The organism is Rhizobacter sp. Root1221 (assembly GCF_001425785.1).
In the GTDB taxonomy this organism is placed as follows: domain Bacteria; phylum Pseudomonadota; class Gammaproteobacteria; order Burkholderiales; family Burkholderiaceae_C; genus Rhizobacter.
The window spans coordinates 101,496-114,136 of sequence record NZ_LMDI01000075.1 but is presented as its reverse complement, the minus strand read 5'-3'; the positions used below and the strand labels follow the sequence as shown (position 1 = coordinate 114,136).

Sequence of the window (12,641 nt, the reverse complement as noted above, 5' to 3'; positions counted from 1 at the left end):
GCCACTGCAATGACAGCAGGCCATGCGACAATGGCCCACCCCCACCGGATGCCGCGTTCATGAAGTTTCTTCGCCTGGTCGCGTTGTTCTTCTCGTTCTTCGCGGCCGCGGGCGCCGTCGTTGCAGCACCCGACGAAGAGGCGTTGGGAAGGTCTGCTGGCTATCCCGCCGGGCGCAGCATGGCGCAGGCTTACCAGGAGCCCTACATCGTGGGCTCGTTCAGCGCCATGGACAGCTTCAATCCGTCGTGTGCACTGGCTCCGGCAACGGCGCCATGGCCGCTGAAGACAGCTGCGACGGAGCCGCCAATCCGCTATCGCTTCGACGGCCGCACGCTCACGCTGGATGACTACATGCAGCGGCAACGTGCCACCGGCCTGCTGGTCGTGAAGGACGGCGAGATCGTCGCCGAGCGCTACAACTACCAGCGCACGGCGGACATGCGGATGGTGTCCCACTCCATGGCAAAGACCATCACCGCGCTGGGTGTCCTGAAGGCCGTGGAGGACGGGCTGATTCGCTCGCTCGACGACCGGGCCGAGGCCTACGCGCCCGAGCTCGAGGGAACGCTCTACGGCCAGACCCGCATCGTGCACCTGATGCGCATGGCCTCCGGTGCACGCTTCGTCGAGGACTATTCCGCGCACGACGACCGGCGCGCCTTCAACGATGCCGCGCGCCGACTCGGCATTGCCCACGCCGTGCGCCTCGTCACGGAGCGCGCCGAGCCGGAAGGGCAGCGCTTCAACTACGCAGGCGCCCAGACCCAAGTGCTCGGGCTCGTGCTGCGAGGCGCCACGGGCCGCACGATGTGCGACTACGTCGGCGAGACGGTCTGGCAGGCGATCGGGGCAGAGGCGCAGGCGACCTGGCTGATCAACCCGGTTGACCAGGTTGAGCTCGCGCAGGGTGGCTTCAATGCCACGTTGCGCGACTACGCGCGCCTGGGGCTGATGCTGGCCAACGACGGGCAGGGCCCCCATGCTGCCGTGCTGTCGCGAGAACATGTGCTCGCGATGACCGATGCGCAACAGCAGCCAGAAGCGTTTCGGCCAGGGCACATGCAGTACCACGGCAGCACCTACTACGGCTACGGCCTGCAAACCTGGATCCTGCCCGGGAGCCACCGCCGTTTCGCCCTCCAGGGCATCCACGGACAAGCGATCTTCGTCGACCCGGCGCTGAAACTCGTGGTGGTGCACACTGCCGTCGGGAAGGATGCCTCGGGCGACGCGAGCGGCGCGCATCTCGGCGCCGAACGCGATGCGTTGCTGCGCGGCATCGTTGCCCGATACGGCAACTGGTAAGGGGCTCTTCCCGGTTTCTCCAGCAGGCCCTTCAAGACATGACGTCCAGCGCCTTCCATCACGCCTTGAGTGCGCTGTCGCTCGTTGCCTTGCTTGCCGGATGCGCCGTGCCCACCCCTGCACCCAAGCCAGAAGGCATGGGCCCCACCGAGGCACGCCGCGTGGTCGCCACGGTGCTGAAAGACAAGGCGCCCGACGCCGACGGCTGGGCCACCGACATCCATGCGGCCCTGGCCACGCTCGGCTTGCCCTCCACGGCGCAGAACCTCTGCGCCGTGATGGCGGTCATCGAACAAGAGTCGAGCTACCGCGCCGACCCGGCGGTGCCCGGCCTGTCGGCCATCGCGTGGAAGGAGATCGAACGCCGCGCGGACGAGGCCGGCGTGCCCATGCTCGCGGTGCGCGCCGCACTCGCGGTGGGTTCACCGGATGGCCGCACCTATGCAGAGCGGCTCAACGCCGTGAAGACCGAGCGGCAGCTGAGCGAGATCTTCGAGGACTTCATCGGCATGGTGCCGCTGGGCAAGCGCTTCCTCTCCGACAACAACCCGGTGCGCACCGGCGGGCCGATGCAAGTGAGCATCGCCTTCGCGCAAGCGCACGCCGAGGCGCAGCGCTATCCCTACGAGGTGAGGCACTCGATCCGCCATGAGGTGTTCACCCGGCGCGGCGGCATCTACTTCGGGGCTGCGCACCTGTTGGGCTACGAGGCGCCATACGATGCGCCGATCTATCGCTTCGCCGATTTCAACGCCGGCCGCTATGCGAGCCGCAACGCGGCCTTCCAGAACGCCCTGGCCGTTGCCTCGGGCCTGTCGCTCGCGCTCGACGGCGACCTGATCTCGCGCTCGCCCCAAGCGCACGCAGGCGAGACTGAACGCGTTGCGCTGACACTCGCGAGCCGTTTGAAGCTGGGCGAAGGTGAGGTGCGACGCGACCTGCGAAAGGGCGACGAGCCGGGCTTCGAGAACACCGCGCTGTACCAGCGGACGTTCGCCTATGCAGAGGAACTCGATGCCCGCAAGCTGCCTCGTGCCGTGGTGCCGCGGATCGACCTCAAGAGCCCGAAGATCACGCGCAAGCTCACGACACAATGGTTCGCGTCACGCGTCGACGAACGGCATGGGCGTTGCATCGAGCGCTTGGCCACGCTGACACGACGCTAGGCATCTTGGCGGGCCACCGACTCTGGAGGGGGCGACCGCTGAGAAGCCGATCCTTGCCGGGTCCTCACGACGCGTGGCGTTTGAGAAGAAAAGACAAGATGAAGCACGCGGCCAGGATGCCCAGCACCACCCAGCGAAGGGAATCGGTTGGAAGGAACCCGAACAGTCGCAGGTTGCGCGAAGGAAAGACGTGCCAGCAGTTCGGGCACCGGACCGCCGGACCCTTGTCCGAGAACGCGCTGTACCCAAAGCGGACGCCGCCGGAAAGGAGCGCCTTCCGGGCCGAAAAGTCGGAGAAACACTTGGGGCAGATCTCGGGTACGGACATGGTGCTCCTGTGCTTGACTTGAGAGGCTCGGCCCGGCTTGCGTGCGCGGGTCCCCAGGGAGGATTCTGCAGCATCGCGCGCAAGGGCAGGGCTCAGATCGGCCGGGCAGGCAATGATGTCTCCCGGGCCGACTCGAGCAGGCGCGTCCTGAGCAATGAGGCGGCCGCAGAGTGCTCACGGCCCGTCGACGTGCCGAGAAGGAGGTGTCGGCGCGCCCAAGGTTCGTTGAGTTCGATCACGGCGAGCGATTTCGGCAAGGGGCGCTTGAGAACACCGGCAGGCAACACGCCGATGCCCAGGTTGGCTTCGATCATCTGGCACATGGCGTCGAAACTTCGCACTTGAACGCGGAGCTTCATGGCCTTGGCAGCAAGCTGCGCCGCCCGCGAGGTCAACTCCAGGAGCGAGCTGCCGCGGTTGAGCCCGACGAACTCGTGATCGAGGCACTCGGCGAAGAACACCCGCTTGCGTCGAGCCAATGCATGCTTGCGCGAGCAGAGCACCACGAGCAGGTCTTCCCGGAATGGCTCCACCGAGAGCCCGTGCGTCGGGGTGTTGTCCGCGAAGATGCCGATGTCTGCCAGGCCCTCCACGAGCGCGCGCGTGATGTCTCCGCTGAGCTGCTCTTCAACCTCCACCCGGATGTCAGGCTGCTCTTCCATGAAGGCGCTCAGGCAGGCGGGCAAGTACGCGGTCAACGAGGACATGTTGGCCCACAGGCGGACGTGGCCGCGGACGCCGCGTGAGTAGTCGCCGAGTTCGCTGCTGAGCTGCTCGAAGCCCTGGAACAGGCGCACGGCGTGCTGCAACGCCACATGACCGGCCGGTGTCAGCGACACACCTTGCGCGGACCGCTCTAGCAGCCGTGTGCCCGATGCGCTCTCGAAGTCGGCCAGGCGCCGGCTCGCAGCCGACAGCGCGAGGCTGCAGGCCTGCGCGCCTTTCGTGATGCTGCCGGATTGCGCGACCGCGCAAAACAGCCGCAGCGTGACGAAGTCGACTCGCGCCGGATTGATCAGCCTGTCCATCCGGGGAATTCTACGGACTTCTCAAAACGCGAAGGGGCGTTGTCCACTCGGCAATTCCAGACTGGGCCAGCGCCGCCTAGAGTCTCTCCATGCAACGAGGAACCGGCATGGAAGCACTGAAGGGACTCAAGGTCATCGAACTGGGCCAGCTCATCGCGGGCCCCTTTGCGGGCAAGACGCTCGCCGAGTTTGGCGCGGACGTCATCAAGATCGAGCCGCAGGAGGCGGGGGACCCGCTGCGCAAGTGGCGCATGCTGCGCGACGGCACGTCGGTGTGGTGGGAAGTCCAGTCGCGCAACAAGCGCTCCGTCGCGCTGGACCTTCGCAGCAGCGAGGGACAGTCAGTGGTTCTCGATCTCGCCCGCGAGGCCGACATCCTGATCGAGAACTTCAAACCCGGCACGCTCGAGAAGTGGGGGCTTGGCTGGGACACCCTGCACGCGCTGAATCCGCGGCTGATCATGCTTCGCATCTCCGGGTACGGACAGACCGGCCCCTACCGGCACAAGCCTGGTTTCGGCGTGCTCGGCGAAGCCATGGGCGGGCTGCGCCACCTGACGGGAGAACCGGGCAGGGTGCCGGTTCGCTGCGGCATCTCCATTGGCGACACGCTGTCTGCGCTGCACGGGGTGATCGGCGTACTGACGGCGCTCTACCATCGCGACGCTCGCGGTGGGGAAGGCCAGGTCATCGACGTGGCCCTCTACGAAAGCGTGTTCAACGTGATGGAAAGCCTGCTGCCGGAGTACGACGCTTTCGGCGCCGTGCGGGAGCGCTCCGGCAGTGCGCTGCCGGGCATCGCTCCCACCAATGCCTACCGCTGCGCGGACGACAAGTACGCGCTCATCGCGGGCAACGGCGACAGCATCTTCAAGCGGCTCATGGCCGCCATCGGCCGCCCGGACCTCGAGCGCGATCCCGCGCTCGCCCGCAACGACGGCCGCGTGGCCCGGGTCGAGGAGATCGATGCCGCCATCGAGGCGTGGACGGTGACGAAGCCGCTCGATGAGGTGCTCGGCGTGCTCGACCAGGCCAACGTCCCGGCTGGCAAGGTCTATGCCGTGGATGACATCGTCAACGACCCGCAGTACCAGGCCCGCGAGATGATCGTCGAGACCACCACGTCGGACGGATCGGTGCTGAAGGTGCCGGGGATCATCCCGAAGTTGAGCGCCACCCCGGGGCGGATCGCGCACCCCGCGCCGCGCCTGGGCCAGCACAACGCCGAAGTCGTCTCCGCACGGGGATGGCCCGTGCGCGGTTGATGCCATCTGACAAGGAACTCTCATGCAAACAGGCAACGGGCTCAGGCTCGCCATCAACGAAGTGGGAACCCGCGACGGGTTGCAGGCGGAATGCCGATTCGTCGAGACCGATGACAAAGTGGCGCTGGTGGACGCATTGAGCCGCCTGGGCTACGCGAAGATCGAGGTCACGTCGTTCACGTCGCCCCAGGCCATCCCCGCCTTGCGGGACGCCGAGGCGGTCATGCACCGCATCGAGCGTGTCCCCGGTGTCGTGTACACGGCCCTCGTGCCGAACGTGCGGGGTGGGGAGCGTGCCCTCGAATGCAACACCGGCGAGTTCAACCTCGTCATGTCGGCGAGCGAGACCCACAACCTCGCCAACCTGCGCATGACGCGGGAGCAGTCGTTCCGGCAACTGCTGGACGTGATGGCCCTCGCCAAAGCCTCGCGGGTGCCCGTCAACGTGTCGCTGTCCTGCGTCTTCGGGTGCCCCATGGAAGGCGAGGTTCCGCTCGACGGGGTGCTCGGGTGGATCGATCGGTTCGCCGAGGCCGGTGCCCAGGGCATCACGCTGTGCGACACGACGGGCATGGCCTACCCGACGCAGGTGCAACAGGTCTGCGACACGGCGTTGCGGCGCCAGCCATCACTGGCCTTCACCGCCCACTTCCACAACACGCGGGCGATGGGCCTGGTCAACACGGTCGCGGCGGTCGAGGCTGGCGTCCGGCAGTTCGACATGTCGCTGGGGGGCATCGGCGGCTGCCCCTACGCCCCAGGGGCATCGGGCAATGTGGCCACGGAGGACGTGGTGCACATGCTGGCGTGCATGGGCTACGACACCGGCCTGTCTCTCCCGGGTCTCGTGCAGGCGGCCCATCGATTGGCCGAGCTGATCGGCCATGACGTGCCCTCCCAGGTTTCCCGCGCCGGGGAGCGGCTCAGGCGGCACGCCCCGCCCGACGGTTTCGACGCGATCCGCGAACGTGCGCTCGCGCGTGACGCACAAAGGGCGCAAGGGAGCCCGACATGATCGACCACCTGGACCACCTCGTGCTCACGACCTCGCACGAAGCCGCCTGCGTGCGCTTCTACACCGAGGTGTTGGGCATGCAACTCGAATCCTTCGTGGGCGGAACGCCGCCCGTGGAGCGCAAGGCCTTCAGGTTCGGCCACCAGAAGATCAACCTGCACGTCAAAGGCCGCGAGTTCGACCCGAAGGCGCACACGCCGGTGCCGGGCGCCCTGGACCTCTGCTTCATCGCGGCCGTGCCGTTGGACGCGGTGGTCGAGCGGCTCCGCACGCGCTGCGTTCCCATCGTCGAGGGGCCGGTGATGCGAACGGGGGCCACGTCGAAGATCCGCTCGGTGTACGTTCGGGACCCCGACCTGAACCTCATCGAGATCTCGGAGCCGGCACCATGAGCACGCCCTCCACGGTCGTTGTTTTCCTCGATGCCGGCAGCCTTCCCCTGCCGCTGACGTTCGCGGCGTCCGCGCAGGTCGTCTACGAGCCGCACGACACCACGCCCGCGGACCGGGTGGCCGAGCGCATCGCCCGGGCAGATGTTGTCATCACCAACAAGATTCGGCTGACCGGACAACAGCTTCGCGAGGCACCGCGGTTGAAGCTCGTGGTGGTGTCCGCGGCGGGCACCGACAACGTCGACCTCGAGGCGGCGAAGGCGCTGGGTATCGCCGTGCGGAACGTGCCTGACTACGGCACGGATTCGGTGGCCGAGCACGTGATCGCCACGCTGCTGATGGCGCGGCGTTCGCTGGCGGCTTACGCGCAGGCGGCCACCGATGGCCGGTGGTCCAGGTCGACCCACTTCTGCTGGCATGGGCCGGCCATCCGCAGCGTGGGCGGCACGGTGCTCGGCGTGGTTGGCCGCGGCCGCATCGGCGAAGCCACCGCCCGGCTTGCCCGCGGCCTGGGCATGACCGTGCTGTACGCCCGGTCGCCCGGCCGGCCCGCCGCGGACGACGAACGCGAGCTCGACGTCCTTCTCGGCGAGGCGGACGCGGTGACGCTCCATGTGCCGTTGACGCCGCAGACCCACCACCTGATCGACGCGCGCCGCCTGGCCTTGATGAAACCGACGGCGACCCTGATCAACACGGGTCGGGGTGCCCTGGTGGATGCGGACGCACTGATCCGGGCCCTGCGGTGCGGACAACTGGGCGGCGCGGCCATCGACGTCCTGGACACAGAACCTCCGCCGTCCTCGCACCCGCTGCTCGCCGGGGACGTTCCGAACTTGCTGGTGACGCCGCACGTCGCCTGGGCCAGCGAGTCTGCCCAGGCGAACCTGGCATCGAAGGTCGAAGGCATCGTCGAGCAGCACCTCGCGAAACGTCACGCCGGCGCCTGACGCAACTGGCACCACGAGCCCCTCGTTTGAAACCCATCGAAAGAACCTGATCATGCTGAACTTCCAACGCCGCCAGATTCTCCTGACCCTCCTGGGCGCTTGTACCGGCGGCGCCATCGCACAGGGTGACTACCCGAACAAGCCGATCACGCTGATCGTGTCCAGTGCCCCGGGTGGAACGACCGACATCGCCGCCCGGATGCTGGCCGAGCCGCTCGGGAAAGCGCTTGGGCAGACGGTGGTCGTTGACAATCGCGCAGGCGCCAGCGGTGGCATCGCCGCGAGCGTGGTCAAACGCGCCGAGCCGGACGGATACACGCTGCTGATGCAGTACTCGGGTTACCACGTCATCACGCCCCATGTGGTCAAGAACTCGCCATGGGAAGCCAAGGATTTCCAGGCCGTGGCGAACGTCCTCAGCGCGCCGCAGGTGATCGTGGTCCGCGAAGGCCTGCCTGTGAAGACGCTGGCTGACCTGATTGCCTACGCCAAGGCGAACCCGGGCAAGCTGACCTACGCTTCTTCCGGAAACGGCTCCCTGCAGCACGTGACCGGTGCGATGCTGGAGCAGCAGGCTGGTGTGGCCATGACACACGTTCCGTACAAGGGCACCGGGCCCGCGCTGCAGGACTTGCTGGGCGCCCAAGTCGACCTCACGTTCGGCACGCCGCCGCCGTTCATGCCCTTCATCCAATCGGGCAAGTTGCGGGCCCTGGCGGTGACCGGGGCAGCGCGTGTGGCGTCACTGCCCACCGTGCCCACCGCGGCCGAAGCCGGCCTGCCCAAGCTGGACGCCACCTCCTGGTTTGCCGTGTTCGCGCCGGCCAAGACACCCAAGCCTGTCATCGACAAGCTGTCGGCCGAGATCGCCAGGTTGATGGCAACGCCGGCATTCAAGCAGAAGGCGACCGAGCTGGGCGCCTCGGCGGACTTCATGAGCCCGCAGCAACTGGCCGACCACAGCACCGCCGAGCTTGCACGCTGGTCGCAGGTGGTCAAGGCGGCGAAGATCCAGGCTGACTGAATCACCCCGACGGCGGAATCCCGTCGGGCGGGCAAGCTGACGATCGGGTCCCCTCGACCGGCCGGGCCGACAGGAAGCGCGAGATTTCCGTCCACATCACAGCCGGATTCGAGTACATCGGAAAGTGCCCGCAACGGGGGATCTCCGACAGCTGCACGCCGCGGGTCTGGATATGCCTGAGGTAGGAGAGGGTCGCGTTCTGCTCGCCGAACATGAACATCTTGCGGCACGGCAGGCCCAGAAAGCGGTCCATCAGGTTGCCGTGGTCGGAGAGCTGCACCATCGACTCGAAGATGCCGCGCACTGCCGCGGCGCGGACCTTGTGACGCAGGCTGGCCGCGTACAAGGCACTGGCATAGGCAGGCGCGTGGCGCGTGCGCTCGATGAAGTCGTCGAAGAAGCGCCCGGCGTCCGCCTCGGGGTACAGGGTGATCTGGCGGCTGAGGAAACAGTCCTCGGGCGCGAGATTGCCCTCGATGTCCACGAAGCTCAGCACCCGGTCCGGATGCGCGTTGGCGAGCATCAACGCGGTGAGGCCGCCCATGGAATGACCGACCAGGTGGAAGCGCTCGATGCCCATCGAACCAAGGACAGTGAGTGCTGTTTCAACGAGGAACGGGATCGACACCTGCGACAGGTCAGCGCAGCCTGACTCACCGCACCCCGGGGCGTCGTACGCCAGGAAAGGGTGCCCGTCGAAGTCCGCGTGGCGGACGATGTCGGCATAGTCCTCCTTCGTCGAACCGAAGCCGTGCAGGAACACGATCGGTTCGAGGTGTCCGGGGCGGTGGATCGCCGCGACGTCGACCGGCACGCCCTGCACGTCGAGTGCGATCGCGGATCGTGTGAATTCGTTGGCCATGAACAGATCCCGGGCGCGGTCAAGGACGCGTGGCGCTGCAGAAGTCCCGGATCGCCTCGCAGGCCTGCACGAGCGATCGGTCGTCGAGGGCGTAGGCAATCCGGATGTACGGCCCGAGTCCGAAGGCACTGCCCTGGACAACCGCCACGCCGGCTTCGCCGAGGAGCGCCAGTGCGACATCCTCGTCGGTGTTCAGCCGGGTTCCCGCCCTCGTGGTGCGGCCCATCAGCCCTTCGCACGAAGCGAATGCGTAGAACGCACCCGCGGGCGGCGCGCAGCGCAGTCCTGGGGTCTCGTTGAGCATGCGCACCATCGCGTCGCGCCGGCGCTCGAAGACGGCGCGCGTATCGCCCACGAACTGCTGCGGCCCGTTCAAGGCCGCTAGTGCAGCATGCTGCGAGATCGAACAAGCGCCCGAGGTCTGCTGGCTCTGCAGCTTCTCCATCGCATCGAGCAGCCAGCGCGGGCCGGTCCCGAAGCCGATGCGCCACCCGGTCATCGCATAAGCCTTGGACACGCCGTTCATCGTCAGCGTGCGTTCGCCCAGCCGGGGTTCGACCTGCGCCATGGTGTGGAACGCGGCGCCGTCGAAGATCAGGTGCTCGTAGATGTCGTCCGACAGCACGAGCACGTGGGGGTGGTCGAGCAACACATCGGCCAGCGCCCGCAGTTCGCCGGCGGAATACACCGCGCCGGTCGGGTTGGACGGTGAGTTCAGGATCAGCCATCGCGTGCGAGGCGTGATGGCGTCTGCCAGTGCCCGGGGCGTCAGCTTGAAGCCGTCCGTCTCGCCGCAGTGCACGATCACCGGCGTGGCACCCGTCAGCTGCACCATCTCGGGGTAGCTGACCCAGTACGGCGCGGGGATGATGACTTCGTCGCCCTCGTTCAGCGTCGCGGCCAGCGCGTTGTACAGCACCTGCTTGCCGCCGCTGCACACGATCGTGTCCTGCCAGGAGACCGCCAGGCCGTTCTCGCGCCGGTACTTCTGCGCCACCGCCTCGCGCAGCGCGCGCATGCCCGCCACCTGGGTGTAGCGCGTGTGGCCGGCCTGGATTGCCGCGATCGCCGCTTCGCGCACATGCGTGGGTGTGTCGAAGTCGGGTTCGCCGGCGGACAGCGAGATCACCTTCGCGCCGGCCGCCCGGTGCTCGGCCACCCGGTCGATCATGCGGTAGGTGGCCGAAGGCTTGGCTGCGGCCAGGTGGGCGTTCAAGCGCTGCAGATCGCCGTTCATTCGCCGTCCCTCCACTGCGAGAGGCCCAGCAGGTCGAGGGTCGTGGCCCCTGCGGCGAGCCGCTTCATCATCTCGGCCTCCTTGGCGGCACGTGCTTCGCCGGCGGCCAGGGTCCGCTCCACGTCGGCTGCGGGCAGGACGATGACACCATCGTCATCGGCCACCACCAGGTCACCGGCCGCGACGGTGACGCCTGTGAAGGGGATCGGCTGGCCGATGGAGTGCGCGCTGGCCTTCACGGTGCCACGCACCGAGACGCCCCGCGTGAACACCGGGAACCGGCGCCGCGCGAGCGCCGCCACGTCGCGCACACCGCCGTCGATCACGAGGCCTGCAAGACCCGCGGCCTCGGCCGCCACGGTGAGCACCTCGCCCCAGTACCCGGCGACGAAGTCACCGGTGCCCACCACGAGCACGCTGCCACGCGGCGCGCGCGCCATGGCGATGTGGATGCCGAGGTTGTCGCCGGGCGAGCATTGCACCGGATACGCCGGCGCAGCGATGGCGGCGCCTGGCCAGGCGGCGCGGATCAGCGGATCGACCGAACAACGCAGGCCCGAGGCCTCGTAGAGCGTGGACGTGCCGAGGGCCAGGGCCCGGGCCGCCACATCCTTGTGGTGGGTGCTCATGTGCCTTTCCTTTGCAGCGTGTGGTAGCTCAGCGCGGCGCGCGCTTCGCCCAGCGTCTTGCCCGCCGCGATCTGCTCGCGGATGCCCGACTCGATCACTTCGATCTTGCGGGCCGCCTCGGCGACGTCGCGGGCACGCGCGCGCGGCACGACCACCACGCCGTTGGCATCCGCCACCACGATGTCCCGGGCGCAGACCCGCGCCGTGCCCACCGACACCGGTTCATTGACCGCCGCGACCTCGACGCGGTCCTTGCCGGTGCGCATGAAGCGCCCCCGCGTGAACAGCGGATAGCCGTCAGCGAGTGCCTTGGCCACGTCGCGGCAGACGCCGTCGATCACGGTCGCGGCGATCTTCCTGGTGCCGGCGTACTGGGTCATGATGTCGCCCCAGACGGTGCAGTCGGTGCGCGCATCGTTGTCGATGACGATGACGTCGCCCTCGGCCACCTCGTCGATGAAGTCCCCCACGGTTCCGGCCGGTTGGCCGCAGCTCACGTACTTGACCGTGAACGCCGGGCCGACGACCGTGCCGCGGTAGTTGTCCAGCGGCGCGATGCCGAGGCACTGCCCCGGGATGCCGAGCTTGTCCATGGCGTCCGAGACGCCCGGCGTGTCCAGGCCCTCGAACAGGGCGACCAGCGCCCGATCGGTTTCATGCTGCGCGTTCATGGTGTGGCTCCTGCCTTGATGGCCTCGAATTCCTTGTCGTGCATGACGTCCTCGACCGATCGGCCCGAGCGCACCGCCTGCACCATGCCGTCCTGCCGGCGCGCGATGCGCTCGGCCAGGTCCAGCACCTCGGCGATGCGATCGGCGGCGACGAAGACCGTGCCGCAGCGGTCGGCGATCACATAGTCGTCCTCGCGCACCGTCACGCCGGCGACGAGGATGGGCGTGCCCGACGCCAACTGCACCACGCGGTTGCGGGCGCTGACCATCGTGGCGCCGCGGCCGTACACCGGGTAGGCGATCTCTTCGTTGGCCTCGATGTCCCGGCTGAAGCCATCGATCACCGTTCCGCGAACACGCTTGGACCTGGCCGCATTGGCCAGGATGTCTCCCCAGCACGAGACACCGTCGATGCCGCCGGAGATCACGAGGACGCGCTCGCCGGTGTCGATGGCCGCGATGACCGGCGAGATCAGGTGCACGGTCGGCGCGCCGCCGACCTTGGGGCCGAGCTGGACCGTGCTGGCTCGCCCGACGATCTTCGGGCAGTGCCAGAGCGGGCGCAGGCCGACGGTGGCGCCGGGAAGGGCCAGGAAGTCCAGGGCGTCCGACACCGTGGTGGTGTCCAGGCGCTCCAGGCGGTCTAGGTTGGATGGTTTCATCGTGAGATGTCCGTGGGGTGCTGGTGACGACACTGTCGGACTCGCCGATCATTCTGTAAATTCCGATTCCAGGAACCGTTCGATATGCCAAACCTATGGAACCGC

General features: G+C 67.8%; 14 protein-coding genes. 7 read left to right on the top strand and 7 right to left on the bottom strand.

Annotated elements, in window-relative coordinates:
* Positions 1-59 precede the first annotated feature (59 nt).
* Positions 60-1,307: a serine hydrolase gene (locus ASC87_RS28945; RefSeq protein WP_056671387.1), complete on the top strand. Its 1,248-nt coding sequence runs from the start codon at positions 60-62 to the stop codon at positions 1,305-1,307.
* Between the two features lie 38 nt (positions 1,308-1,345).
* Positions 1,346-2,473 carry a DUF1615 domain-containing protein gene (locus ASC87_RS28940; RefSeq protein WP_056671385.1) on the top strand — a complete coding sequence of 376 codons (1,128 nt, stop codon included), beginning with the start codon at positions 1,346-1,348 and terminating at the stop codon, positions 2,471-2,473.
* Positions 2,474-2,537: 64 nt separating this feature from the next.
* Here ASC87_RS28940 and ASC87_RS32335 read toward each other — a convergent pair whose 3' ends face one another.
* The gene (locus ASC87_RS32335) at positions 2,538-2,801 is read right to left on the bottom strand and encodes a hypothetical protein (protein ID WP_157604443.1); all 264 of its coding nucleotides are present in this window, start codon (positions 2,799-2,801) and stop codon (positions 2,538-2,540) included.
* A gap of 92 nt (positions 2,802-2,893) precedes the next feature.
* On the bottom strand, positions 2,894-3,829 hold the full coding sequence (locus ASC87_RS28930; RefSeq protein ID WP_056671381.1) for a LysR substrate-binding domain-containing protein: 936 nt from the start codon (positions 3,827-3,829) through the stop codon (positions 2,894-2,896).
* Between the two features lie 107 nt (positions 3,830-3,936).
* Between ASC87_RS28930 and ASC87_RS28925 the strand changes: the two genes are divergently transcribed.
* From ASC87_RS28925 to ASC87_RS28905, 5 genes are read left to right on the top strand one after another with little or no spacing between them, the layout of a single operon-like run.
* Entirely contained in the window at positions 3,937-5,094 is a 1,158-nt protein-coding gene (locus tag ASC87_RS28925) for a CaiB/BaiF CoA-transferase family protein (protein ID WP_056671379.1), read from the top strand.
* Between the two features lie 22 nt (positions 5,095-5,116).
* Positions 5,117-6,109 (top strand): hydroxymethylglutaryl-CoA lyase, encoded by a 993-nt coding sequence (locus ASC87_RS28920; RefSeq protein ID WP_056671377.1) that lies wholly within the window; start codon positions 5,117-5,119, stop codon positions 6,107-6,109.
* Positions 6,106-6,501, top strand: a complete 396-nt coding sequence (locus tag ASC87_RS28915; protein WP_056671375.1) for a VOC family protein — start codon at positions 6,106-6,108, stop codon at positions 6,499-6,501. The genes ASC87_RS28920 and ASC87_RS28915 overlap by 4 nt, the downstream gene beginning before the upstream one ends.
* Positions 6,498-7,451, top strand: coding sequence for an NAD(P)-dependent oxidoreductase (locus ASC87_RS28910; RefSeq protein WP_056671373.1), 954 nt, complete (start codon positions 6,498-6,500; stop codon positions 7,449-7,451). The genes ASC87_RS28915 and ASC87_RS28910 overlap by 4 nt, the downstream gene beginning before the upstream one ends.
* A gap of 52 nt (positions 7,452-7,503) precedes the next feature.
* The gene (locus tag ASC87_RS28905) at positions 7,504-8,475 is read left to right on the top strand and encodes a tripartite tricarboxylate transporter substrate binding protein (RefSeq protein ID WP_056671371.1); all 972 of its coding nucleotides are present in this window, start codon (positions 7,504-7,506) and stop codon (positions 8,473-8,475) included.
* 1 nt (position 8,476) lies between these two features.
* Here ASC87_RS28905 and ASC87_RS28900 read toward each other — a convergent pair whose 3' ends face one another.
* Genes ASC87_RS28900 through ASC87_RS28880 form a run of 5 tightly spaced genes read right to left on the bottom strand, consistent with a single transcriptional unit; the run spans position 8,477 to position 12,536 of the window.
* Positions 8,477-9,337: an alpha/beta fold hydrolase gene (locus tag ASC87_RS28900; RefSeq protein ID WP_056671370.1), complete on the bottom strand. Its 861-nt coding sequence runs from the start codon at positions 9,335-9,337 to the stop codon at positions 8,477-8,479.
* Between the two features lie 19 nt (positions 9,338-9,356).
* Complete coding sequence (locus ASC87_RS28895; RefSeq protein WP_056671368.1) at positions 9,357-10,574, bottom strand: pyridoxal phosphate-dependent aminotransferase; 1,218 nt, start codon at positions 10,572-10,574, stop codon at positions 9,357-9,359.
* Positions 10,571-11,203, bottom strand: a complete 633-nt coding sequence (locus ASC87_RS28890) for an RraA family protein (protein WP_056671366.1) — start codon at positions 11,201-11,203, stop codon at positions 10,571-10,573. The genes ASC87_RS28895 and ASC87_RS28890 overlap by 4 nt, the downstream gene beginning before the upstream one ends.
* The gene (locus ASC87_RS28885; protein WP_056671364.1) at positions 11,200-11,874 is read right to left on the bottom strand and encodes an RraA family protein; all 675 of its coding nucleotides are present in this window, start codon (positions 11,872-11,874) and stop codon (positions 11,200-11,202) included. The genes ASC87_RS28890 and ASC87_RS28885 overlap by 4 nt, the downstream gene beginning before the upstream one ends.
* The gene (locus ASC87_RS28880; RefSeq protein ID WP_056671362.1) at positions 11,871-12,536 is read right to left on the bottom strand and encodes an RraA family protein; all 666 of its coding nucleotides are present in this window, start codon (positions 12,534-12,536) and stop codon (positions 11,871-11,873) included. Before ASC87_RS28880 ends, ASC87_RS28885 begins: the two co-directional genes overlap by 4 nt.
* Positions 12,537-12,641: the final 105 nt, after the last annotated feature.

What these genes read in the sequence shown, in the direction of transcription:
- ASC87_RS28945 (WP_056671387.1), top strand. Translation starts at nt 60, where the DNA reads ATGAAGTTTCTTCGCCTGGTCGCGTTGTTCTTCTCGTTCTTCGCGGCC.
- ASC87_RS28940 (WP_056671385.1), top strand. Translation starts at nt 1,346, where the DNA reads ATGACGTCCAGCGCCTTCCATCACGCCTTGAGTGCGCTGTCGCTCGTT.
- ASC87_RS32335 (WP_157604443.1), bottom strand. Translation starts at nt 2,801, where the DNA reads ATGTCCGTACCCGAGATCTGCCCCAAGTGTTTCTCCGACTTTTCGGCC.
- ASC87_RS28930 (WP_056671381.1), bottom strand. Translation starts at nt 3,829, where the DNA reads ATGGACAGGCTGATCAATCCGGCGCGAGTCGACTTCGTCACGCTGCGG.
- ASC87_RS28925 (WP_056671379.1), top strand. Translation starts at nt 3,937, where the DNA reads ATGGAAGCACTGAAGGGACTCAAGGTCATCGAACTGGGCCAGCTCATC.
- ASC87_RS28920 (WP_056671377.1), top strand. Translation starts at nt 5,117, where the DNA reads ATGCAAACAGGCAACGGGCTCAGGCTCGCCATCAACGAAGTGGGAACC.
- ASC87_RS28915 (WP_056671375.1), top strand. Translation starts at nt 6,106, where the DNA reads ATGATCGACCACCTGGACCACCTCGTGCTCACGACCTCGCACGAAGCC.
- ASC87_RS28910 (WP_056671373.1), top strand. Translation starts at nt 6,498, where the DNA reads ATGAGCACGCCCTCCACGGTCGTTGTTTTCCTCGATGCCGGCAGCCTT.
- ASC87_RS28905 (WP_056671371.1), top strand. Translation starts at nt 7,504, where the DNA reads ATGCTGAACTTCCAACGCCGCCAGATTCTCCTGACCCTCCTGGGCGCT.
- ASC87_RS28900 (WP_056671370.1), bottom strand. Translation starts at nt 9,337, where the DNA reads ATGGCCAACGAATTCACACGATCCGCGATCGCACTCGACGTGCAGGGC.
- ASC87_RS28895 (WP_056671368.1), bottom strand. Translation starts at nt 10,574, where the DNA reads ATGAACGGCGATCTGCAGCGCTTGAACGCCCACCTGGCCGCAGCCAAG.
- ASC87_RS28890 (WP_056671366.1), bottom strand. Translation starts at nt 11,203, where the DNA reads ATGAGCACCCACCACAAGGATGTGGCGGCCCGGGCCCTGGCCCTCGGC.
- ASC87_RS28885 (WP_056671364.1), bottom strand. Translation starts at nt 11,874, where the DNA reads ATGAACGCGCAGCATGAAACCGATCGGGCGCTGGTCGCCCTGTTCGAG.
- ASC87_RS28880 (WP_056671362.1), bottom strand. Translation starts at nt 12,536, where the DNA reads ATGAAACCATCCAACCTAGACCGCCTGGAGCGCCTGGACACCACCACG.